This window comes from Campylobacter sp. P091, from assembly GCF_002138935.1.
GTDB classification, from domain to species: domain Bacteria; phylum Campylobacterota; class Campylobacteria; order Campylobacterales; family Campylobacteraceae; genus Campylobacter; species Campylobacter devanensis.
Genome location: NZ_MJKZ01000006.1, coordinates 1 through 23532, shown reverse-complemented (window position 1 = coordinate 23532; position 23532 = coordinate 1). Strand labels below are relative to the sequence as shown.

Below are 23532 nucleotides of genomic sequence, written 5' to 3'. Positions count from 1 at the left end.
TCCTTAATTTTTTATATACTCTATTTTTGTCGCACATTGTATGGATGTTTCAAGCGATATATATTCACAATCGTAGCAATCCTTACAACCATAACATTTAAAACACTCTTCACATTTATAACATTCAAAACATTTTTTACAATCATCACAATCCTTACAAAAACCACAATAATTACAATAGCTACAATTATCGCAATTTTTACAACTTTTACAATTTCTACAATGTTCGCAATTTTCACAGCTTTTACAATCTTTACAATCTTTACAATCTTTACAATTATAGCAATCGATACATTTCGAACAATTAATACAACTTTCGCAGTCTATACAATTTTTACAATTTTCTAGCGTTTGGGCTAAAGCTTTAGCTTGTTCAAAGGTATATTTATACTTATTATATTTATTGCCGTTTTCAAACTCCCAGTATTTTTCATTGCCTAAATTCATTTTTATCTCTTTAATTTTTTATTTGAAAATAGTGCTTTATCATCTTGAAAATTAATTGCTTCAAGCAACAATTCTTCTTTTTTAGTAGATGAAAAATGCTTTTCTATCGCTACATCTAAAATTTTATTTTTGCGTTCTTTAACCATTGTAAATAAAAATTCTTTATGTAAATCAGAAATATAAGGTGTATTTTCTATAATTTCTTTAATTTTTATCAAATCAATTCTAGCTGTAATTGCTTGTAACGCATTTATACAATCTAAATTATCAGTATTTAACAAAAAATGATATGGATTTATTTTAACATTTTGATGTTTTATAGCCGAATTTGGATATATGTAAATTCTTTGCTCTAATTCATCTTTATTTGTTAAAATTTTTCTCATCAAATTTTCATCTGCTTGTGGATACAAACAAGAACCACAATCATAAATTGGAGCAATCATATGAATATTATCAGTTTCATTAATCAAAAATCCCCAGTTTCCATTGTGTCTATCAAAATTACCCAACAAACTATCAGCTATAAACATATTCCAGAAAAATTGTTTTATTTCATCATTTTTAATATTCAATTGTTCTTGGTTATCTATTGTCTCTAAAATATCAGATAATTCAGTATCATAGCCACCGCTTGAGCTTTCTATTATTGTATTTTTTAAACTAGCAAAATCAGAAAAAAATTCATTTTTCTTTCTAAAATCCTTACAAGCTACTACAATTTTATCATTATATTTTCCAAGCATTGTATCTTGTGAATTCAGACCTAATGTTTTTAAAATTTTACAAGATACATATTCTGATATACAAGAATTAGTATAACTCAACTCTATGTTTTTTTTTGGTTTTGGTGGAAATTTTAGCATATAATTTTCATCATTGTAATATATGCCTATCTTAGAACCATTAGCTCCATTGTAAGTTCTAGCATTTCTTTGGCAATTGCTAAAATCTATCTCTTCCATACTATAATCCTAAGTATTTATCTCTTAGATAATCTGCGACTTCTTTTGTGATTTCATAACTATGTTGTGCGGAATTGATAGAGCCATAGAGTTCGCCCCAATAAATATCCAATCTAAGTTTAGGATTAATATCTGAATTCTTGTAATTTACAAACTCTTTAATATCTTTTTGAAGATAAAGTGGCAAAGTTCTTTCATCTAATTCCATAATTTACTCTTTTTCTATAATTTTAGAACCATTATCATCAAATTTAATGATTAAATTATCAAATTCGAATTGCTTATCATTGATTGAAGATAAAGCAAAAATACATAATAACACATAAACAATAAAGAAAAATAAGAAAATCTTTAAAGATTTTCTTAATAATTTCATAAAAGTGTTTTTGATATGTATTTTAATTTTGCCCATTAAATTGTTGCTCTTTTGCTCTTTCTTCTTTGATAAAACGCTCTATAAGTGTTTTGAGAAAGACGATTCTATATGATAAATATTTTTCACAATATTGATCTATTCTAGCAACTTCATCAAGTGTAAAGTAGAACGCTATGCTCTTATTTGTTTTCTTTCTATATTGTTTCATTCTCTATCCTTTGAAATTATCGAAAAAATTATTGACCAATTGTCTTGCTACAGCTGAACGCTTTAAATAATTTTTATGGCAATATTCATTGAAAAAATTTAAATCATCTTCATCTAGAACGATTGTGATTGGAAAAACTTTTCTATATTTGTTATAGTCATTCATAGCGTCTTCTTGCTCAAAAGAGCTTTCACTCTTATTGGCTTGTTCCAAAAAATCAATTTCAATTTCTTCTTTCATTTTTATCCTTTTTGATTAGAATATAGATTATTCTAAAAATTAATTTTTATTTTATATAATATAATTATATATTATTATGATTTAAATTAAGCTTAAAAAATATAGATTTTTATAATAAATTATTCTGAATATTTAATAATATAATAGATTATTATTTTTTGTTATTTAAGTTACTCTATCAATCGTTGGATAAATTATAGATTTTTTAGAATAAGCAAAAACATTTTTGTAGTCTTTGCTTATTCTATTGGAAACCATTTCTATTATATCGTTTATTTATTAATTTCCAAGCAAGAAAACTTCCGCTTCTATAAGCGGAAGATGAATTGCTTCCGATTAAATTTAAAGTTACCAAACATTTAGTATAATTTGATAAAATATCGATATGCAAATAGAATACGATATAAATTTACATTCGGTGTTTTTGTTGCAATATCACTTAATTTTAGTAGTAAAATATCGCCGTGAAGTAATCGATGATAAAATTTGTGCTAGGTTAAAAGAGATTTTTGAGTATATTGCTAAAAATGACAATTACTCACTAGAATTAATAGAATTTAACCACGACAAAGACCATTTGCATATACTTTTTAAGGCTAAACCAAAAAGCGAACTTCTAAAATTCATTAACGCCTATAAGTCAGCTTCAAGTCGTTTGATTAAAAAAGAATTTCCACATTTAAAGCAGTATTTGTGGGAGCAATACTTTTGGAGTGGAAGTTATTTTTTGGCTACGATAGGCGGAGTTACACTTGATATTTTAAAACAATATGTAGAAAATCAAGGCATAGAAGATAATAGAGTAAAAAAACAATACAAAAACACAAAGCGTAAAAGGCTCTTAAATGCAAATAACTAAAGGCTTTAAGTATCGTATATATCCAAATTTAGAGCAACAAAAACTTTTAAATCATCAATTTTTCATCTATAATCAAGCCTATAATATCATTTTAACAAATATATACGTGAAGTTTATAATTATTTTTTCTCATTTTTCTTGCTTTTTTATATATTTTAGATATAATTATACAAAAATATTAAGAAAAAGAGAAATGCTAAGAGCTGTAAAATATAGAATTTACCCAAATAAAGCACAACAAGAGCTTATTTTAAAGCACTTTGGTTGTGCTAGATTTGTTTATAATCATTTTCTAAATTATAGACAAGAGCGATATGCTCTTGGCATAAAAGAAACTTATTTTACTATGCAATCAAAGCTTACTGAGCTTAAAAAAGAACATACTTTTTTAAGTGAATGTAATTCTCAAAGCTTACAAATGGCTCTTAGGCAGTTAGTTACTGCCTTTGATAATTTTTTTTCTAAAAGAGCCAAATATCCTAGATATAAATCTAAAAAACATAGCAAACAAAGCTTTGCTATTCCACAGAATATAAAGCTAAGTGAAAATAGAGTTATCTTGCCGAAATTCAAAGAAGGCATTAAAGCTAAAATTCATAAAATCCTAAGTAATGATTGTGTGATAAAACAAGCTTTTATCTCTCCTTTTGGTGTATTTTGCCATAGTCTTTTGCACCTCACTCCCTCTCGCCTTGACCGCTAATCTTATCAATGAGTTTTTTTTACCTTTTTCTCTCAAGTATAAGGGAGTGCCTTTTTGATGTCAATATCTACACCTCACTCCCTCTCGCCTTGACCGCTAATCTTATCAATACATTTTTGCACCTTTTTCTTCGTACCGACAAACTGCAATTTATCTTAGAAATTACAGCGATGTTATTTTGATAAACTTTCAAGAATTGAAATATCATGCTTATCTTTATCTCTTAATTCATAACCTGAATGGAAAACTTTTTGGCCTTTTAAAGATATACAAGGAATTGTTTTGCCTTCAAAAAAAACACTACCAAAGTAATCTTTTTCAAACTCATACCATCCACCCTCTAAATCAGCTTGTTTTGAAGTTCCGTCCTCATTTAAAACGAACGGGTGAATGTCTAAGTAACCAAGTTCATCACTATATAACTCTATTCTAACCGGTTTCCAGTCTGTATCAATTTTATAGCCCAGATTCAAAAGCACATTTAACAATTTTTCCGTATGTTGAGCATCAAAATTTATATCTATATCTCTATGAATTCTTGTTTGTTTACCAGCTAAAATATCTACACCCCATCCGCCATCCAACCAGTATGTAATTCCAGTATTTTCGAATAATTCTATTACTTTCATTAAATCTTCTTTTGTTGTTATTTCTTTTCTACCCATACAAAGTCTCCTTTACAACTTCTATATAATTGTTTAGTTAAGTCAATATCAATATCTAATTGCCAAGGCTCAAAATCAAAAATCATGGTCATCACACTCCTTTTTAAAATTCTAATTTATCGATTTCTTTTTACTTACTAATCATACCATACAACAGCATAAGAAACACTAAAATATTGCAGACCATACCGCCCCAAAACAGGTACAACTTCAAGCCCTCATATCTAAAAAAACTGTTCTTACTTTCCTCAAGCTCCCGGATCTTCTGCTTCATCACGCTCGTAAGTGTATCAGACTGCTTCTCAAGAAGCTTTGTAGCCCTCTGTATAGCCTCTATATTCGCCTGTAACGCCTTTCTAACCTCTTGGACGGTGTTTTCCTTAACCTCATCTTTCAGGCTCCCAATCTCGCCCGATATAGCGTCTTGAAGCAATTCGTTGCTGTTCTTCAGCAGCTCTACGCTCTGCTTCAGCTCGCTGATGAGCTTCCTGTTCTGCTCTGCGTCTCTCTGCCTGTTCTGCTCTGCCCTCACTTGTTCTTGATTTGACTGCTTCATCAATTCCTCGCAGTTCTCGCTCGACATCGCCAACGCTTCTTTGAGCAGACTGTTTTCCAGCTCTGTCCGGCTCTGTCGGTTTAACTCTTGAAGCTGCTCTCTTGGACTGCTCTGCTTCTGCTGTTCGTGCATTTCTCTCAAACTCATGCTCCATACTCTCCTTTCCAAAATCCATATTGTAGTATTTTTCCAGCTTGTTATCCCTGATTTTACAAGCCTTTTCTCCTGCCTGTTCCCTGGCTAAGTCGGTATATGTGATGTACTTGTGGCTGTCCTGCCAGTCCACCCCGTACCCTCTTTCATTCATCAGCCGGATAAAGGTTTCCCGGCTGGTCGCTGTTTCCTTACAATCCAGCACCGCAAGGGCAATATCCTGCACATAGCTTTTGACCTTTCCCTGCTCTGCCTGTTTCAAAAGCTGGTAGGTGTCTTTGCTCCATGCCACCGTTTCTTCCCGGACTTCTCCAGCAAATGTCTTTCCTTTCTCCGGCACATGCAAGCCCTGTTCCCAGCTCTGCTCGTTGCACCGTTCCTTTAAGTCTTTAAGGTCGTGCTTACTCAGAGGGTAATTTAGGGTATAACAAAATAACCCACCCGAATATCGTTTTTTTTATTTGGTGAGTTTGTTCTTTCAAATACGAAACAAAAAGAGCCGATGATTCGTGAATTGTTCCACAATTTCATCGGCTCTGCGTCTTAAGCGTCTGGCTCTTTGATGACAGTTATCTTCAAGTTGTCAACTTTAATCAATCTTTCTTGTCTGCATTTTGGACAATAAAGGGGATAATTCTCCAAAACAGTGTCCTTCCTAATTTTATTACGGGTTTTGCTCCCACAAACAGGACACAATATCCATTCGCATTTCATCATAATTAGTCTCTAATCCTTTCAAATCTCATTTTATATGACTTTTGCAAGCTGTTAAGCTAACTTGTGGAACATATGCCGAACCTTATCTATACGGCTATTCGGGCGGCGGGGTTGGCAAATAAATTTACCAATAGCTGGCTGGTATCCTTTTAACTCTGTCAAGCAGACTCCCTGCCCATTTGTGAAACAAGTTAAATCGTTCCTGTATTCTTGAATACATCTAGCAGGGATTTCTCCTTTCAGAATGACCTCGTCATTCTTTATCTGAGTACTTACAATATCTGCACAATACCTTGGAGCATCATGATACGCCCGTGAGAGATATTCCTGCGGTGCATAAATTTCAAAGTGGAGATATGGCTCTAATAGTTCTGTCCCTGCTTTTTTTAAAGCCTGCTCCAATACGATAGGGGAAAGCAGCCGAAAGTCTGCGGGGGTACTTACAGGACTATAATACAATCCATATTCAAAACAGATTTTACAGTCTGTCACTTTCCATCCATACAGCCCCTGCTCGCAGCCATAAAGAACCCCCTCCATAACCGCATTTTGGAACGATTGATTTAAATATCCAAGTGAAACTCTGCTTTCATACTGCACTCCGCTTCCAATAGGGAGCGGCTCTATGGACAACCCGACAGAAGCCCAGAAAGGATTTGGCGGGACTTCTATGTGGATGGTATATTCTGCTTTTCTAAGCGGTCTTTCCATATATATAACAGTAGGCTCTTTTATTTCTGCCTCCACATGATATTTTTCCTCAAGGATGGCACAAATGACTTCCATCTGCACATTCCCCAAAAAAGAAAGTATAATCTCATGCGTTGTAGTATCCACATAATATTTTAAAAGAGGGTCGCCATCTGAAATTTCTGTAAGTGCCCCAAGCAATATTTCCCGCTGTTCAGGTTTCTTTACTGCAATCGTTGTTTGGAGCATAGGGAGAGGATTTTCAATAAATTTTCTCTGCGGCAACAGCATTTCGTTCCCCAAAATACTGTTTAGCTGCAAAACATCATTTGGTAAAATTACAATATCACCAGAGCAGGCTGTATCGGATGGATATAATTCACCGTTTGTCGGAACACACATCTCTGTGATTTTTATTTTCTCTTTTTCAGATATTCTAATAACATCCCTCAAATGCAATGTTCCGCTATATATACGCACATAAACAAAACGCCGCCTTTTCTCTGAATATTCAATCTTAAAAACCTGCCCGCATAGTTCAGATTGACCTTCAGGCGTTGATGAATAAAATTTACTGGCAATTACTTCTATAAGCTGCCGAATCCCCAGATTGTTTTTAGCGCTTCCGTGATAAACGGGAAATAACGTTCCGTTTTGGAATCTCCTGTTTTCTTCCTGTTCCAGTTCTGACATTTTAAACGGTTTCCCTGACATATATTTCTCTAATAGTTCATCGTTTCCCATAATTACCGCATCCCACTGTTCCATATCGTCATTGTCCGTTACATTTATATGGGGATGCTGCCCAACCTTTTGCTTCACTATAATTTCCGAAGAAAGCTTTGCTTTCATTTCCCGATATACCATTGGCAAATCAATCCCCTCTTGGTCAATTTTATTGATGAAAAAAATTGTCGGAATCTTCATTATCTGTAGTGCATGAAACAGTATACGGGTCTGTGCCTGTATGCCATCCTTTGCAGAAACTAATAATACTGCTCCGTCTAATACGGATAAAGAACGGTATACTTCCGCCAAAAAATCCATATGGCCTGGCGTATCTATAATGTTGACTTTTACATCCTCCCACTGAAAAGATGTCACTGCTGTCTGGATAGTGATTCCCCTTTGACGCTCCAAATTCATTGTATCTGTCCTTGTTGTGCCTTCATCTACGCTCCCTAGTTCTGCAATTGCACCACTGGTATACAATAAACTTTCCGTTAATGTTGTCTTTCCTGCGTCAACGTGAGCCAGAATGCCTAAGTTAATTATTTTCATGTAATTTTCCTCCTATCAACACCCAAAAAAGGGCATAAAAATACCCAGTGATAAATACTCCTATCACTGGGTAAATAACTCCAATAGCCCCAAAACACTTATATGTTTTCGGGCATATAAAATTACATGATAAAAGTATTCTTAAACTGGGTACAAAAAACTAAGCCCCATATTAAAAGTGAAACGGGACTGCTACTTTTTGTTCTCACTATCAAATTGACAGTTTATTTAAGAATACCTTGCCGCATATTTATTAACTCCTTGTATAATACTGAATCTAATTATATTACTTAACCCTTTATTTGTCAAGCTGACAAACTAAAGCAGAAAAAGCGGCAGGATTTCCCCCTGCCACTAATCATCTGTTTATGCAAAAATAATTTCCTTTTCCACAATCTCCCTCGCACAAGCCCTTATGTTATTGAGGCATCCTGTCCATTCTAAGGCGTTTTCTGCCTTTAGCTGTTCCGTTATGCCCTGTGCCTGTTTCATACCCTCTATGAGCCTTTCAAAGCGTTCCTGTGCCTGTCTGTTGATGTCGGCAAGGTAGGCGTTTAGCCTGCCGCTTGTAAGAAGATTGGTGTATGTAACTTTACGGTACTGTTTTAGATAATCTAAATGCCGTTGCCCCCAGATGCCTATTGCCTGTTCTTCTTCGGCGGGTACAGTTAAGCACGGTATCAAATAATCCCCTTGCCTTTCGTATTTGCCGCCCAGTTCCTCAAATAATGATTTTGCCATTGTCTGTTACCTCCACATTCTTTTTTATTTTGAATGTCCGCAAAATCCGTCCTACATCCATTGGAGCTTATGACCGTTCTCATAATTTACGGAATTGACAATAAAGTGCGTGTGTATATGCCCCTTGTCTATATGCGTGGCTATCAGAACTTCATGCCCTTTCCATGCCTTTGTATGCTCTGCCAGCTCGACAGCGTTCTTGTGAGCCTGCTCCGGGGTTATTTCCTCGTCCTCATGGTAGGATTGCACATAATGCTTATAGGTTCTTCCGTCCGTCTTGCCCCACAGCTCCTTTGTGGCTTGCATTTCCTCCTTGACCGTCTCCGGCTCACAATGCAGACCGCTGACAAGCTTCTCCTCTGTCTTTTCTTTTTTCGTCACATAATCTATTGCGTGCCCTATGCCCGCCTTTGAAGATACCGCCTTAATGACTGCCATACTTTGTTCAGCTCCTCTCCATGCTTCCGCACTTCCGCTTCACTCGGCAACATTCCCCCCTCATTACACCTCTTTGCTATTTGGTTGAGGTTGTTCCCTATCCGTTTCAGTTCCGGGATAAGTTCTTTGATACCGTCCGTATTCACGATCTGCTTCTCCAGCACACAGGAAAGGATATACTCCTGCTGGTTCTTTCCACTCTCTGAAATCTTCTCCTGCAACTGCTGGTATTCTTCTTCACTTACTCGGAATGATAACTGCTTTGGTCTTGTCTTGTTCATGCCCTTACCACTCCATATCCATGACATCAAGTAAGTCAAAGAAACGCTCCAGCGTCTTATTTTCCTTTTCTGCCGGGTTCTGTTTTACATATTTATCAATTACTTTCATCAGCTCCTGCACCTCGTATCTGTACTCAAACTGAATTTTATCCATTTCTTTTTTCATGCCTTTGACCTCTCTTTCTTCGGTGCTACCACCGTCAAATTATGAGCCTTTCGGCTCTCTAAAAAGGGGGATTGAAGGGGGGCTTGCCACCCTCACAAGTTCTAAAGTGGTAACACTTTAGGGAACTTGCAATATATCCGCTACATATATTATAGCATGATAGACACCCTATATCAAGCGGATATATTCGTGCGTATATTCTGCCAAGAATATAGTGGAGCTTACTTCCTCTTGGGCGACTTTGGAAGTGTAGGCGGAAGAAAGTAAAGGGTGGTCTGCGACCATTTTTTATCTGCTGTACTCGCTGATCGGCAAGCCGAAGCTCATACTGCAGATAAAAAACAAGCCCTTGACTTTCTTCCGTCGGAACGGACAATGAAGCACAGGGGGAAGTAACGGAACGGATGGACAGCCGTTTTCCCCTCCGGCATTATAAGCCAACAAAAAAGAGTATCAAGGGTAAACGCTGCGGTCTATGACCGCCCTTGACACTCTTTTCCTTATGGCTTTGATAATAAACAAGGGGAAATGGCTTCTTGTGGCATTTCTGCCACTATGGTATAATGAGCGACGCTACCACCCCTATACAGGTACAGAAAGGGGGTGTGCCACCATGAGTATATTTTCGTCTTTCTTACTCTCTGTCTTGGCAAGTGTAATCGCCTACTACATCTGCAAATGGCTGGACGGAGATAAATAGGCGGTAGCCAGCCTAAGGAATAAGCCACCTTGCCACAACGGAATAGAAAAGCCCCGGAGTTGCGACCTCCGGGGCTTTTTGCGTGCCACAATGAGCACTTTCGTCTTTCTTGCCTACTGGCATTATAGCATATGCCTTTCGGCATTTCAAGTATGCCCTACTTCCACCACTTGTAAACGGTGGGCTTGCTCAATCCTGTCTCTCGAATGCAGTCCGCTTTCTTTCCTGCTGGGTGGCTCTCCTGCCATTCTCTGACTGTCTGCTCCGCTGTTCCACTCCCTTTTGGTCTACCCTCTTTTACTTCTTCTCCTAACTGCTTTTTTAAAGCTTTCATAGTATTCATAACCTTTACATGGTCTTTTTGCTTTCTGTAATTCCGCTTATTTGCTGGTATCGTAACCTTTGTGTTGTCCTCTATCCATTCCCGGCTTGCTATCGTTGACAGCCTTTTTCTGTCCCCTTTCAATGCCCGGAGAGCGTCTTTCACATCTGCCCGGCTGAAATGGTTGTCCTCGTCCTCGGTAAGGCTCTCTAAATGGTCCAGGAACGCATAGGCGTCTCTCCGTATCTTCTGCTCGGATATGCCACACTTCAAGCCATAAGAGCACAACGCCATAATAGAAAAGTAACGCCCTCCGGCTTTCACTTCCTCGGTTATTTTCCGTTTCCACCACTCATATAAAGCTTCGTTACATACCCACGTACCGCCCTGCTTCTTACTTTTCTGCTTCGGCTCTCCCTGCACGATCCGCTTCTCATACCATTCCGGGTACAGCTCCTTTGCTTCTTCCAGCGTAACGGTACTTTTTCTTCTCGGCTTCTCGTACAACGGAGCAAGGTCTACCTTACAGCTCGGTATGCTGGCTTTTATGTCCTCCAGCGTGTAACGGTTCTCTGACAGCTTATAGGCTTTTACTGGGAAATCTACACCCAGCTTCGACTGACTCCCCACACACCGGAAACCTTGATAAATTCCGGTTATATCCGGGCTGTCCGGACGGATAGAGCTGGTATCATTCCATAGCCGCCGAATAAAGGCTTCTTTCAGCTCCGCAAGCACTTCTTCCCGGTTTCGATACAACTGAACCGGCTCCTGCAAGAAATAGTAAAGATGTACCCCCTTGCCGGAGCTGACAAGATAAGTCGGACGAAGCTGCACACCATTCCCAAACTGCTTCAACAGGTTCTTTAACTGCTGTTTGCCTACATAATCCACGTCCACCACCACCGCAAACAGCTCATGAGCGTTCTCTTTCGTGTGTGACTTTCCGTAAAAACTAATAGGCGGTATCAGCCCAAACCTATCTCCTATGACCTTATCCAGCATTTTCAGACTATCATCAATTACCCACTGCCGGGTTCTTCCTTTGCCAGACGGTCTAATCTGTGTCGCTATAATATTACCTTTTCCGTCCTCCGGCTCTTGCTGGAGACTGCCAGCCGGAAACAACTCCCGATAGAAATCATGAGGACTTACTTCCGGGTATCCCCTCTCCAACATAAGGGCTTCTTTCTCCCGATAAGCAGACTTCCACTCATACCCTCTTTTATTAGTTGTGTAGCAGGAAATTACTATGTTTCTCTTAGCTATGAGGATAATAAATCTATACCTAAGTCAGTAGAGATAAAATCAGCTGTTGGTTTAGATATGGGTTTAGAAAACTTACTTATTAGAAGTGATAAAATAGTCTATGAAAATAAGAAGTTTTTACAAAACAAAGAAGCTAAACTCATAAAGCTACAAAAAGCCGTTTCAAAAAAGAAAAAAGGCTCAAATAATAGAGCAAAGGCTATTAAAAAACTAGCTATTGCTCATCATAGAGTTGTTCTAGCAAGAGATGACTATTTACATAAAATCACTAATGAGATAACCAATGATTATGATTTTATAGCGATAGAAAATCTAAATGTAAAAGGACTTATAAGAAATAAATACCTCTCAAAAAGCATAGCAAATGTAAGTTGGCATAAGTTAATATCTATGCTAACCTATAAAGCAGAACTAAAAGGAAAAACTCTAATGCAAATAGATAAGTTTTTCCCTAGTTCTCAAATATGCTCTAATTGTGGAGTAAATACTGGCAAAAAAGCTCTAAATATCAGAGCTTTTACTTGCCCTAATTGTAATACATACCACAATAGAGATATAAATGCTAGTATAAATATAAGAAATTATGCTCTTGGTATGCTTGATGACAGAAGTAGAGTAAAAATAGATAAATCTAGGGTGGGAATCACCCAAAGTTACGCTTGTGGAGATAGCTCTTGTGGGACTAGCAAATACGGTAAAGTATTTGCTAGTTAGCAATCTATCGTTGAAACAAGAAGCCCACCTATCTTTTAGTAGGTGGGTGATTCAATCTTATTCAATAACTCATTATATTCATTAAAAAATTGCTTATAAGCGTTTTTTGATAATGGATTTTCATTGTATAGCTCTGTAAAACTTCTACCATACATCATTGCATTGCTAAAAATCATAGATGATTTAAAATAAAAAACTTGGTATTTTGATAAATATTTATTAATATTTTCTACCAAATACTCTTGTTCTTTATCATTGCGATAATTTGTCGCCAATAAAATTATATTATTATTTATATTTTTCAACTCATTGATTGTTTCAAAAGTTTTAATTAACGAGTTTGAATTTGGCAAAATTGGTATTAGACAAAACTTACAATTTTTCACTATATCTAATACTCCACTAGCACTAAATCCACCAAAGTCATAAACACAATTATCTATATTATCAACAATTTTTGAAATTTTAGCTTTATTTGGATAAATCTTTTCTATGCAAGAGTTATCGTTACTTTGCAAATATAGATTTAAATCTTTGGCTAACGAAAAAGCAAATGGAGTTTTACCAACACCACCTTTTTTTGAAAGTATTGCTATTTTCATATTAATTACTCCTAATTTAGTTATTCCAAATTATATATTATTATTATTTAAACTAAGCTTAAAAAATATAGATTTTTATAATAAATTATTCTGAATATTTATTAATAATATAGATTATTATTTTTTGTTATAAAAACTTACTTTTAAAATAATAGATTATTGAATTAGTTAGAATAAAACAAACAATCTAGGAAAATTTATGCACAACTATCTTATGATAAATTCTAAGAATAATTTTCTTATAGGTATAGCATTAAAAGATTTTGATATTTTAATGAATGAAGTTAATTTTTTTGAAAAATTACTTCAAGAGCCAAAAGAGAAACAAGAAAATATTATTAAAAAGATAATCATTAACGAAATGAATAACTTTGAAAATATATATGCATTTGATAATGAAAATTCACTAAAAAATTATTTGTAAAATGATGATAATGCTCTTATTTTTGATATAAATGATAAAACACTATTTTATTTAAATAAAAATATAAATCAAAAACAAGCATTAAATGAACAAATTATGATAGAATTAAAAACAAATTTAAAAGGAGAAGAGAATGTTGCAACAAATGATGATGAAATTCGATCAGATGCTAGACGAATCGGAGAACAATTTGCCTATGGAATTAGAAATCCAAAAGATGATGATGTCATATTTCAAAATGAAATTAGCCGAAGCTCAAGCGAAATCGGATATTCAAATGATAAATTTGATACAAGAGCTTATCGACTTTCAAGCAAAAATGATAAAGATGACCAAAGAAGAGATAGAATTACTGAAATAGAACAATCTTTAGTTATTAAACAAATAGTTAGAAAATTATCTTCTATTTATCATATTGCAGATACTAATGATAATCCAAAAATTCATAGATATATTTCTGATAGATCTAAATTAGTATCTGAATTTACTTATCAAACGAAAAATACAACAATCAATTAAAAGTCTTTCTGAAGTATCTCAACCATAATAATTCTTATTGTTGAAAAATAAGAATTATTATTTTCAATAATGTATTTTTTTTATTTACTTATAAGATAAAAAGAATTAATAAAAATAATTTTTAAGCTTATATTAATTTAAATTATCATATTATTTTTTATGAAAAATAAAAATATAAAGGGATTAAATTTGGAAAAAAGTTCTAAAGTAGCGTTATATTTAAATGATGATGAATATAAATATATTGCAGATAACGCTACAAAAAATTTTATGTCAAATACGGCATATATTAAAAACAGAATTTTTAGCTCTATAGAGAGCAATCCAGAATCACTTGAACCAAAAGAGAAAGAAAAAAAACGCTTAAAAGTCATCGCAATTTCATTTAATAAAAATGAGATTGAAAAAATAGATGAATTAACAAATAAATTAAATATAAGTAGAAGTGCTTTAATTAAAAAAATAGTATTTAAGGATTATTCTAAGGAATAATAATACTATTTTGACTTATCTTGTGCCACACCAATTACTGGTTCGTAGCAGAAGATATTGTGTATTACAAAAATCACTCTTTATTATCTGTAGAATATAACATTCCTCTTCTAATTTTACCTAGATAAGAAGAATTAGTAGATAAATTCAAATTATACACCTGCAAGCATTTATTTGTTACCTTCTAGCCACTCTTTGATATTTTCTATGCTCTCGACACGATACGCATTATCTCCGCACGAAAAGCAACAGCAAGAGAAAAAGAGCAGTATAAGGAGCAACGATGAAAAAAGAAGTGGATTTTAGCAACGCCATTAGAAATCCCTATGCGGATAAAACGCTAAAAAGGCAAGTAACCATTAATCTAAATGGCAATGTGATTGATTATTTTAAAGAGATGGCAAAGGCTAAGGGTGTGCCCTATCAAACCTTAATCAATATCTTTTTAAATGATTGCGTAAATAAAAAACTAGATATAGCAGTGGTTGAGAGTTAAATCAAAAACGCAAGGGGCGGACGGAGGCAATGAGACTCTACCTGCCTTTATTAACTTAAAGAGTTAGAATCTAATTTTCAAATTTAGATTTTTGAAAATTAAAATATTGCTTTTATTTTTTCTCTCTTGATTTTGCAATTAGTATTTGATTTTGTTTTGATAAACTAATCTTTAAATTTTGGCATACCGATTGTTTTAAGTTGTATTTTACATCAAATTTATATAAATGCTCAACAACAAAAATTTTTAATAGTTCTTTCGCAACAGAATTATTATCTTTATCAAACTCTTCATATTTCCTAATAAGTTTATCCTTATGCAAACCACTAGAAAATTCTAATTCGACAGCATTCTTAATAATTGAATTAGCGTTATTATTATCCAAATTATTTATTTCCTCAAATAAATATTCTGATGAAATGCTAGTAGAAATTTTCTTTGTAAATGCAAAGCATATCATAACAACAAAATTAAAGATTATTTGCTTAGCATTTTGCTCTCTTTTATAGCTTTGACTATTGTCTATTTTCTTGTTTAATTCATCTATTTCTTTTATTAAAGAATCTTGATATTCATTAATTTGTTGAATAAAAAAATTTAGATTACTTAAACCTAAATTGATTACTTCGTTGAGAAGTGCCATTTTTTCATTTTTTGGGAGAGAACCATAATAATTTTTTGTAATTTGACCTATTATTTCCATTAATTTCATTGATAGATTCGTTTTGCCAAAAATATCTAAATCAATAACTTCTTCATCGTATCGCACTATTTCTTGATTGTCTTTTATGTTTAGTATTTTATTATCAATTTCATCTTTATATTCTAACTCTTTTTTTCTATATTCTTCTGGTTTAATATCTTCTTTAATGGCTATCTCTAAATCTTTATCAATAAGTTTATTAATATTTTCTAGCTCTTTTGTTGAAAAGTTGATTGCTGAAATTCCTTGAAAAAGATTTTTAGCCTTATTAAGTATTTTCTCTATAATGGATTCTGCTCTAGCTTTAGAATGATGAATAAAAAAGATAATAATATTGGCAAATTCAATCCTATATAGTCTCTCAATAATCATATTAATCTGATTGTGTATTTCTTCAGTTTTGCTCCGCTTTTCTGAATTATCTGACAAATATTTGGCTACATAAAAATAATAAATATAATTTTGTCCAAATGAATACACTTCGCAAATATTCTTAATCAATCTAGCTTTAATTAACTTCTCATAAACCTCTTGAAAATTTCTTTTATGGTATTCTTTGCAGTATTTTTCATGCATATTTTCAAGCTCAATCTTATCAATTTCTCTTATACCTCTAATAAAAAATTCGTAAGCTATAAACGATAAATATGTATGATAAAAATCTAATTCTTCAGGCTTAATACCTGCCCCACCCATTGCCTCATTAATAAGATAATTATAGAATTCTGCATAAGCACTCCCGCTTAAGTTATGGCTTGTGCCAGATTCAATTTGTTGCAACAAAACTACAATATAAAGAGGGTAAGTAGGTATAAATTTTGTCCCTATTAGAGTATCTATTACTTTGGTAATTTTATCTTTTTTGTCAAATAATTCATTATCGCTTATGGTTTCTTTTACTCCAATGTTAAGCCATTTTTCTATTATAGTATCTCTTAGTTTATAGCCATATTCTTTAATTTTATAAAGTTTAAAATTATCCAACTCATCTTTTATTTCTCTTTTTGTCAAAATTTCCATTTCTACTGAATCATCGGAGAATATTAAAATATTTTCAAAATGACTAGATAGCATTTTAAAGAAAGGAGGCTTGTATTCTCTTTTTTTAATACCTAAATCCTCTAAATCATCAATAAGCAAAACAATAGAATCTTTTTTATCTTTCATTAGAGTATTGAGTTCATTATATTCCCCATACTGATTTTTAAAACATTTAATTAGTAAATTTTCAAATTTATCATATTCGCTTGTTTTAATATCTTTAGCGTTGATACAAATTGGAATTAAACCATTTTCATTAAGCTTTATTTGATACATTCTAAGCAAAGCAGTTTTACCTGATACTTCCTCGCCAAATATAATGCACTTTTTATAATCCCCAAGTGTTAAAATTCTTTCTGAACTTATAACAGAAACTTTATCATCATTAATATTTTGCAAATTCTGCAAATCCTGATAGCAAAAAATATCGCTTAATGTAAGTTCGTTTTTGTTTGGGTGCGTTAGCTTGATTCCTATATCATTAATGCTTTTAAAATAATTACTACCTAATTTAAAATCAGTTATAACACTGCTTGAATTATAGGCATTAGTGCTATCCAAAATAAAATTAAAATTGAGATTAGAAAAGCTAGAATCAAGATTTTGTAGATTTTCTAGCAAATCTTTTTCTTTGACTAACTCTCCATTATTTGCATAAGCAACAAAAATATTTTTGGGTTTGCCTCCTTGTTTATGCTCAAAAGCCCAAAAATAGCCATATTCAGTAATTAATAGACAATGATTGCCGATTGTATTTTCCGATTCTATTCTTTTTTTGATTTCTTGTTGTGGTATATCTGGATTACAAATTAATTTATTATTTTGCAATGCCTCTAAAAACTCTTTTGGAGTGTAAAAAGTATAATGTTTGGATTTGTTTTCATCGGCTTGTATTTTTTCTTTTAAACCTTTAGCATCTTTTCCGAGTTCTGATAGGGCAATCAACCAAACCTCATTATAATTTTCTATATCTCTAATCCCAACAATATTTTTAATTACATCAGCTTGGATTTTATTATCTTCGCGATAAGCTTTGCATTCTATATAGATTTGTTTTGATGGATTTGCATTTGCTTTGCACAATAAATCAAGCTCCATTCCTGTTTTTTTAACTTCTGTTTCAACACTATAATCAAGCCTTCCTAAAAACTCCTTTGCTATTTTTTCAAGCAAATCTCCACGTTTTTTTTGATTTTTGTCATTCTTGTTGATACACACTTCAATATTGTACATTTTAACCTCACAATCATTTTCTATATTAAATGCTTTTAAATATTCTCATATAATTATACCATAAGATAGCAATAAATTTTAATTTATAGCTTAATTATCATCTTTAAAAATTCACAAAATAAGAAAATTAAATTTATTATTATTGACATATTTATGAAAATATATTATAATTTCAGGAAATTAAAATTTCTAAAAGGGGAAATTATGATGAAAGAAAAAATAACATTCTTTAATACAATTATGATTGCTATTATTAAAGAAATGAGGCTTGAAAGAAATATTCATCAGGCTGTTTTAGCAGATATATGCGGTAAAACGATAAGTGCTTGGAGTAAAATAGAGAAAGGAAAGTCTCCTATGTCTTTGGAGCTTTTTTGTAAAATTTGTAACACCTTAAGAGTTCAACCATCACTTGTTATGATTACTTTAGAAAGATACGCTGATGTTCTAGCACAAAATGGATATATTATTTTAACAGAGATTCAAAACGAACAACCAGATACATTATTGGAACAATTAGACAAATATTATTCATCAGAAGAGTTTAAGAATAGACAGCTTAATTTTACACACTATAACTGGAATATATCAATATTAAATACTCCATATTATGATATAAATGGGAATTTAATACTCAATAATGCCTTTAGGTATATCATTCAAAATGCACATACTCAATATATAGAAAAATGATTTTCTGTATATTTCTATATCATTATCAATACGTGGGGCAGCAGTTTTATTTATAAACTTTTACCTCTCCCCCATCATCCTTTTTGAATGTTGCTTCTTTTGAATACTTGTCATATTCTGCTCTAGGATTCTCATTCTATTGTTGATATTGTCTTTGTCTTTAAAATCCTTGATTTCTATTTTGTTTTTGGCAATTTCTTGTATATCTATACTTTCATTTTGTGAAATTTTCGCAACATTTTCGTCTTTAGATTCTAAATCTTTGCGTTTTTCTTGCAAATCCTCTTTTTTGGTTGGTATATTTTGTATTTCTTGCTGTGGTGCTGTTTGTTCCAAATGCGTATTTTTAGGCTCTGTTATCTCTTTTTCTAAATCTGTTTTAGATTCTTTAGATTCCTTTGGCAAAGATTCAACAGGTAAAGGGGATTCATCTTTGCGCTCTGCAATAGCATTGACTTGTAGCTTTCCTTTTTCGTCCAAATACTTAGGATATTGTGGAATCAAATCTGCTATCTCTTGGCTATCCATTTCTATTTTTATACCCTCTTTTCTCTTTTCTTGCCTAATTCTAAAAATATCATTCATATTGAGTAAGTCTTGCTTTAGCATAGCAATTAATGGCTTTCTATCGTAATTGTCTATGGTGTTATTTTCTAGGTATCTATTTTTAGCTTCTATAATGTTCTCGTACTTCTTTAATTCCTCTACTTTATTTTCTAATAGACTAGAAACTTTATCAAATGTGTTTTTGAGTTTAGTGAGTATAGAACTTACTTTAAAGGGGTCTGTAACTAATAGGCTTCTATGTGATTCTAAGTTTAGATTTTTAGGGTAGAATCTATGATTATCTTTTGTGATAATTACGCCCTTAAAATGAATATCATCACCACTAACGCTTACTAGGAAGTTTAGTTTTATTTCATTTGCAGATAAAAACTCTATTTCTCCAGCATTATTTTTTCTGCCATTACTCTCGCGGATTCTTTCTTTTGATTCTAGTGTAAAAAACTCATCGGGTTGCCTTAGCATTTGTATAATCTTAGATTGTATTTTTTCGCTAATGGCATTAAAATCCTTTTCGCTTTGCATTGCTTTTAATTTTCTTGTGGTTTTAATGCCTAAGACTTCTACTTCGTAATTTTCTTTTAAAAAGTTCTTGTTATTAAACATTTCTCGCAGAGCTTCTACTTCTCCTTTTAGCTCTTGCGCTTTGGGTGTCTCTTGTTTAATTGCTTTTTCTGCGTTGATGATACTAATTTCGTAATATCTTTTATATTCCTCCTCGCTCTTTAAAAGATTCTCTATCTTGTATTTTTCTAAAATAAAGGGGTTTCCTGTGGCAATAGCTTTCATCTCTATAAGATCTTCTATACAATATACATTTACATTATCAAATTTATTATATTTTAATCTATCTGAATTTAATAGTGATTTATTTCTACTACTAATTTCAATTTTTAAAGGATATTTTCCTAAATGCGAAACAGAGCCATAATCAATCATAAATCTAAAAACCGTATCAGTATCTTTTTTGATACTAATGTTCCACTTATTAAAATCTTTACATTGTTTTAGCCTATTAATACAATTCATATTGCTAGTCAAACAATCAAAATACAAATCCTCAGAATATCTATTTAAGCCATAATACAAGCTTAAAGCCGTTCCGCCTTTTAGAATAAATTTATCTCCAAAATATGGAAGTATATTTTTAATGAAATCTATTCTTTCTTGTTGATACTCTTCTAGCATTATTATTCTTTGTCAGCAAAATAAAGCTTTGTAAGCTCATATTTCATAAAATCATCGACTTCTTTATTAAAATTTATAGACTTTAAATAGCCAAAAAGCTCTTTTTCATCTTCATCATCCAAGTAGTCTCTAACGCAGTTTTTCAAGCCAGTGAATTCTTTCATATAGACCAAATCAGCAATAGCCCTTGCGAAACTAGCTACATATTCATCTCTATTAAGCATAGGTATGAAGCGTTTTTTTATACCTTTATTTCCTAGAATTTCATTATATTTATATTTTTTTACATTATCTTTATTACTTAAAAAGCAAAGTGGATGCCAATCTGCCACCAAGCCTTTTTCATTTGGGATATTCAAAGCTTCCCAGCCAGATATATACTCTTTCATTTTAGCTTCTTACTAAAATATACCTTTTTCAAATTTATTGTTTTTACTCTCATAGGAATGAATATTTTTATTTAACACCTCATTCATAAAATTGCTTCTATAGTTCAATATTTTTTTATAAAAATTCTTTCTTTCATTGCTTATTATATGGATATCATCTATAATTTTATATATATTATCCAAGTTAATCCTATTAGTTATCCTTTGTAGAGCATTAATAACATCTTCATCTTGTGTATCTTTTAAGAAATTTTGCGGATTTATCTTTTTTGAGTTTATGGTAATGGCTGAAGTTGTTTGATTTAACATCAAATCATTAAAGCTACCTTGATGATTTAGGTATTTTTCTATATCATCATTACTTAATTTTGGATATAGACTTGAGCCATTATCATATATAGGTGCGATAGTAGCAATATCATCATCTTTAACCAGTATCCCCCAGTTACCATTATGTCTATCAAAATTTGCTATGAGTGTATCAGCAATAAACATATCCCAAAAGAAATTTTTTAAAGTTTGAATATCTATAATCTTTTGGTTTTTGATTATTTCTATTGTGTTATGTAAATCCGTATCAGCAAAACCGCTATTAACACTTAATACAGAATTTCTTACTTTTCCAAAGTTAAACAGCCTATTGCCATCAGTTTCAAAATCTTTACAAGCCACTACTACCTTATCTCCATAATAGCCTAGTAATGTCTTTTGTGTATTAAAACCAATGCTTTCAAATATTTTAGAAGATATATGTTCGTTGATTGAACTACTTGCATATCCACTAGTTATGTGTGTATCTTTTGGAAATTTCAGCATATAAAGCTCATCATTAAAATATATGGCTAACTTTTCTCCATTTAAGCCATCATAAAATTTGGTATGCTTTACTTTGCAATTTGTAAAATCAATCATTCTAAAATATACCTTTTCCGAGTTTAATATATTAATACTTTTTTCTTAAACTTCTTAAAGATTTTTTCTGCTCATTATCGTGATTTTTAAAGCTAATTTGAATTTCATTCACAATTTCTTGATACTTATCTTGGCAACTTAGGCAAGTATCAACTAAATAGCCTTTTATATTATCATATTCTCTTAAACCTCTATAATAAAAAAGCTTATGTTCATCATCAATGATAAATGGCATTATGTTATTTTTTAGGCACTCTTTAAACATTATAAGCCTACCAGTTCGTCCGTTGCCATCTTCAAATGGATGTATGATTTCAAATTTATAATGAAAATTAATAATATCTTCTATATTTACACTTTTTAACTCATTATATGATTTTAATAATTTTGCAATTTCACTACTCACATTTTTTGGATTAGTTGTTTTTATATCTCCTATAAAATTTGCCGTTTTTTTAAAATCCCCAACGACTCTATCGCTTGTATCTTTTTTTACAATAGCGTGAATTCGTTTTATAAAATCTTCATCTAGTGGATTATCATAATTTTCTAAAATAAAATCAAATGCTTTAAAATGATTTTTAGTTTCTATAATATCATTAATCTCTATAACTTCATCTTTTTCTGATAATAAAGAGTTTGTTTCATAGATATATCTTGTCTGGTCTTTGCTTAGCTTACTTCCTTCTATTCTGTTTGAGTTGTATGCAAAAACTATCTGCGTATAATGATAGAGTCCGTTTTTTATCCAGTTTTTGTATTCATCAAGTAAAATTTCTAACACCAAATTTCTACTCATCATATTGCTTTTATTCCAACTCCTAAAAAAAATTGTAATATTATAACATACTTTAATCTAATTACAATTAAAAAGAGCACCTTTAAATTTTTTGCTAACATTATAATTATAACCAAAATATCCTTAATAAAAGATTAAATAATATAAAATATTATGAATAATTTATAATAAAATATATAATTCTGAATAATTAATTATATAAATATAGAATAATATTAATATATATTCTGATTATTTTATATTTTTTATTATAAACCTTGACAACAATTATACAAAGTAGTATAATTACGATGAATGCTAACTTCAAATTCTATTCCTCCTTTATATGGAGACAGAATTTGCCGTAGGGGTGCCACCCTATGGCATATCCCCATAACGAAATTATATCATTACAATTATTTTTGTTTGCAAAACATAGAATAATTAATCATATGAATATAAAATACTATAAATAATTAATCATATGAATATAAAATACTCTGAATATTTTATATTTTTCATTGAGATAGCAAATCGAAATTACTTTATCAAGGTTAGCTCTTGATAAATAAAATTACTACCCCATATATAAGAATATATAATAATATTATAAAAATATAAAGATATTAATATATAATATATATTTAAATTAATATTAAAATTATGATAATATCATAGGATATAAAAAATAGATATTTAATCCATCAAAGATTTACATATTTAATCTTAAAGAAATATAAAATATTATTATATAGTATATTTTTTCAATTTGAATAAAGATTATTGATTAAGATTATTTTTAGGTTTATATAGAAAGAAGCTATATGCTAGTGGAGTAGCTGATTACAATAGGAACCCCACACCCCCACCCAACCCAACCAAAACTATATTAATCATCACTTCTCATAGCACTATGGCTTAGCCATAGTGCTTATTAAAGGGCAATGCCCTTTAATAATGAGAAGTGATGATTAATATAGTTTTGGTTGGGTTGGGTGGGGGTGTGG

The 23532-nt window shown here is 31.8% G+C and carries 26 protein-coding genes and 3 pseudogenes; 9 read left to right on the top strand and 20 right to left on the bottom strand.

The annotated features are described in order from the left end of the window. Positions 1–3: 3 nt before the first annotated feature. The 5 genes from CIGNP91_RS06650 to CIGNP91_RS06625 all read right to left on the bottom strand — a co-directional run bounded on the left by CIGNP91_RS06650 (position 4) and on the right by CIGNP91_RS06625 (position 2236). Positions 4–447 (bottom strand): hypothetical protein, encoded by a 444-nt coding sequence (locus tag CIGNP91_RS06650; protein WP_086235097.1) that lies wholly within the window; start codon positions 445–447, stop codon positions 4–6. A 2-nt stretch (positions 448–449) separates the two neighbouring features. Continuing rightward, positions 450–1412 carry a HipA domain-containing protein gene (locus tag CIGNP91_RS06645; RefSeq protein ID WP_086253723.1) on the bottom strand — a complete coding sequence of 321 codons (963 nt, stop codon included), beginning with the start codon at positions 1410–1412 and terminating at the stop codon, positions 450–452. A 1-nt stretch (position 1413) separates the two neighbouring features. Beyond that, on the bottom strand, positions 1414–1620 hold the full coding sequence (locus tag CIGNP91_RS06640; RefSeq protein WP_086229320.1) for a hypothetical protein: 207 nt from the start codon (positions 1618–1620) through the stop codon (positions 1414–1416). Between the two features lie 190 nt (positions 1621–1810). Next, positions 1811–1996, bottom strand: coding sequence for a hypothetical protein (locus tag CIGNP91_RS06630; RefSeq protein WP_086236327.1), 186 nt, complete (start codon positions 1994–1996; stop codon positions 1811–1813). A gap of 3 nt (positions 1997–1999) precedes the next feature. Beyond that, a complete protein-coding gene (locus tag CIGNP91_RS06625; protein WP_086236328.1) occupies positions 2000–2236 on the bottom strand; it encodes a hypothetical protein in 237 nt (78 codons plus the stop codon). A 385-nt stretch (positions 2237–2621) separates the two neighbouring features. Here CIGNP91_RS06625 and tnpA point away from each other — a divergent pair, with 385 nt between their 5' ends. The 3 genes and pseudogenes from tnpA to CIGNP91_RS06615 all read left to right on the top strand — a co-directional run. Then, positions 2622–3095, top strand: coding sequence for an IS200/IS605 family transposase (tnpA, locus tag CIGNP91_RS06620; protein ID WP_086235102.1), 474 nt, complete (start codon positions 2622–2624; stop codon positions 3093–3095). Beyond that, positions 3082–3189: pseudogene (locus tag CIGNP91_RS08690) on the top strand (helix-turn-helix domain-containing protein); the annotation flags it as partial. The gene tnpA and the pseudogene CIGNP91_RS08690, both read left to right, overlap by 14 nt. Before the next feature lie 99 nt (positions 3190–3288). Beyond that, positions 3289–3738 (top strand): annotated as a pseudogene (locus tag CIGNP91_RS06615) (RNA-guided endonuclease InsQ/TnpB family protein); the annotation flags it as partial. A 233-nt stretch (positions 3739–3971) separates the two neighbouring features. Here the strand turns inward: CIGNP91_RS06615 and CIGNP91_RS06610 are convergent. From CIGNP91_RS06610 to CIGNP91_RS06555, 9 genes are all read right to left on the bottom strand, one after another. Further along, positions 3972–4463 carry a nucleotidyltransferase domain-containing protein gene (locus CIGNP91_RS06610; RefSeq protein WP_009263190.1) on the bottom strand — a complete coding sequence of 164 codons (492 nt, stop codon included), beginning with the start codon at positions 4461–4463 and terminating at the stop codon, positions 3972–3974. 386 nt (positions 4464–4849) lie between these two features. Continuing rightward, entirely contained in the window at positions 4850–5194 is a 345-nt protein-coding gene (locus CIGNP91_RS08685; RefSeq protein ID WP_201790882.1) for a hypothetical protein, read from the bottom strand. Positions 5195–5715: 521 nt separating this feature from the next. Beyond that, the gene (locus CIGNP91_RS06590) at positions 5716–5886 is read right to left on the bottom strand and encodes a cysteine-rich KTR domain-containing protein (RefSeq protein ID WP_004614788.1); all 171 of its coding nucleotides are present in this window, start codon (positions 5884–5886) and stop codon (positions 5716–5718) included. A gap of 54 nt (positions 5887–5940) precedes the next feature. Next, positions 5941–7860: a tetracycline resistance ribosomal protection protein Tet(O) gene (tet(O), locus tag CIGNP91_RS06585; protein WP_052778388.1), complete on the bottom strand. Its 1920-nt coding sequence runs from the start codon at positions 7858–7860 to the stop codon at positions 5941–5943. A gap of 366 nt (positions 7861–8226) precedes the next feature. Then, the gene (locus CIGNP91_RS06580) at positions 8227–8601 is read right to left on the bottom strand and encodes a TnpV protein (RefSeq protein WP_001129922.1); all 375 of its coding nucleotides are present in this window, start codon (positions 8599–8601) and stop codon (positions 8227–8229) included. A gap of 51 nt (positions 8602–8652) precedes the next feature. Further along, positions 8653–9039, bottom strand: coding sequence for a relaxase/mobilization nuclease domain-containing protein (locus CIGNP91_RS06575; protein ID WP_002860781.1), 387 nt, complete (start codon positions 9037–9039; stop codon positions 8653–8655). After that, positions 9000–9320 carry a MobC family plasmid mobilization relaxosome protein gene (locus tag CIGNP91_RS06570; RefSeq protein ID WP_009256578.1) on the bottom strand — a complete coding sequence of 107 codons (321 nt, stop codon included), beginning with the start codon at positions 9318–9320 and terminating at the stop codon, positions 9000–9002. Before CIGNP91_RS06570 ends, CIGNP91_RS06575 begins: the two co-directional genes overlap by 40 nt. Positions 9321–9324: 4 nt before the next feature. Next, on the bottom strand, positions 9325–9486 hold the full coding sequence (locus CIGNP91_RS08635) for a hypothetical protein (protein WP_004614779.1): 162 nt from the start codon (positions 9484–9486) through the stop codon (positions 9325–9327). A gap of 857 nt (positions 9487–10343) precedes the next feature. Continuing rightward, positions 10344–11687 (bottom strand): hypothetical protein, encoded by a 1344-nt coding sequence (locus CIGNP91_RS06555; RefSeq protein WP_002860777.1) that lies wholly within the window; start codon positions 11685–11687, stop codon positions 10344–10346. Positions 11688–11729: 42 nt separating this feature from the next. Here CIGNP91_RS06555 and CIGNP91_RS06550 point away from each other — a divergent pair. Continuing rightward, positions 11730–12491, top strand: a pseudogene (locus CIGNP91_RS06550) (RNA-guided endonuclease InsQ/TnpB family protein); the annotation flags it as partial. A 35-nt stretch (positions 12492–12526) separates the two neighbouring features. Here the strand turns inward: CIGNP91_RS06550 and CIGNP91_RS06545 are convergent. Continuing rightward, complete coding sequence (locus tag CIGNP91_RS06545; RefSeq protein ID WP_086253721.1) at positions 12527–13093, bottom strand: hypothetical protein; 567 nt, start codon at positions 13091–13093, stop codon at positions 12527–12529. A gap of 199 nt (positions 13094–13292) precedes the next feature. Here CIGNP91_RS06545 and CIGNP91_RS06540 point away from each other — a divergent pair, with 199 nt between their 5' ends. The 4 genes from CIGNP91_RS06540 to CIGNP91_RS06525 all read left to right on the top strand — a co-directional run bounded on the left by CIGNP91_RS06540 (position 13293) and on the right by CIGNP91_RS06525 (position 15024). Beyond that, a complete protein-coding gene (locus CIGNP91_RS06540; RefSeq protein ID WP_086253720.1) occupies positions 13293–13517 on the top strand; it encodes a hypothetical protein in 225 nt (74 codons plus the stop codon). A gap of 96 nt (positions 13518–13613) precedes the next feature. Further along, complete coding sequence (locus CIGNP91_RS06535) at positions 13614–14036, top strand: hypothetical protein (protein WP_086253719.1); 423 nt, start codon at positions 13614–13616, stop codon at positions 14034–14036. Between the two features lie 189 nt (positions 14037–14225). Further along, positions 14226–14528: a hypothetical protein gene (locus CIGNP91_RS06530; protein ID WP_086235089.1), complete on the top strand. Its 303-nt coding sequence runs from the start codon at positions 14226–14228 to the stop codon at positions 14526–14528. A 283-nt stretch (positions 14529–14811) separates the two neighbouring features. Continuing rightward, positions 14812–15024 carry a BrnA antitoxin family protein gene (locus CIGNP91_RS06525; RefSeq protein ID WP_086253718.1) on the top strand — a complete coding sequence of 71 codons (213 nt, stop codon included), beginning with the start codon at positions 14812–14814 and terminating at the stop codon, positions 15022–15024. A 112-nt stretch (positions 15025–15136) separates the two neighbouring features. On the opposite strand, the gene CIGNP91_RS06520 is transcribed toward CIGNP91_RS06525, so the two are convergent. Continuing rightward, complete coding sequence (locus CIGNP91_RS06520; protein WP_086253717.1) at positions 15137–18001, bottom strand: STAND family AAA ATPase; 2865 nt, start codon at positions 17999–18001, stop codon at positions 15137–15139. 204 nt (positions 18002–18205) lie between these two features. Here CIGNP91_RS06520 and CIGNP91_RS06515 point away from each other — a divergent pair, with 204 nt between their 5' ends. Beyond that, positions 18206–18694 carry a helix-turn-helix domain-containing protein gene (locus CIGNP91_RS06515; protein ID WP_180381518.1) on the top strand — a complete coding sequence of 163 codons (489 nt, stop codon included), beginning with the start codon at positions 18206–18208 and terminating at the stop codon, positions 18692–18694. A gap of 60 nt (positions 18695–18754) precedes the next feature. On the opposite strand, the gene CIGNP91_RS06510 is transcribed toward CIGNP91_RS06515, so the two are convergent. From CIGNP91_RS06510 to CIGNP91_RS06495, 4 genes are read right to left on the bottom strand one after another with little or no spacing between them, the layout of a single operon-like run. Beyond that, positions 18755–20446, bottom strand: a complete 1692-nt coding sequence (locus CIGNP91_RS06510; RefSeq protein ID WP_086253715.1) for a nucleotidyl transferase AbiEii/AbiGii toxin family protein — start codon at positions 20444–20446, stop codon at positions 18755–18757. Positions 20447–20448: 2 nt separating this feature from the next. Further along, positions 20449–20835, bottom strand: a complete 387-nt coding sequence (locus CIGNP91_RS06505; RefSeq protein ID WP_086253714.1) for a hypothetical protein — start codon at positions 20833–20835, stop codon at positions 20449–20451. A 12-nt stretch (positions 20836–20847) separates the two neighbouring features. Beyond that, the gene (locus CIGNP91_RS06500) at positions 20848–21747 is read right to left on the bottom strand and encodes a HipA domain-containing protein (RefSeq protein WP_086253713.1); all 900 of its coding nucleotides are present in this window, start codon (positions 21745–21747) and stop codon (positions 20848–20850) included. A gap of 31 nt (positions 21748–21778) precedes the next feature. Continuing rightward, on the bottom strand, positions 21779–22549 hold the full coding sequence (locus CIGNP91_RS06495; protein WP_201790132.1) for a Fic family protein: 771 nt from the start codon (positions 22547–22549) through the stop codon (positions 21779–21781). Between the last annotated feature and the right edge of the window lie 983 nt (positions 22550–23532).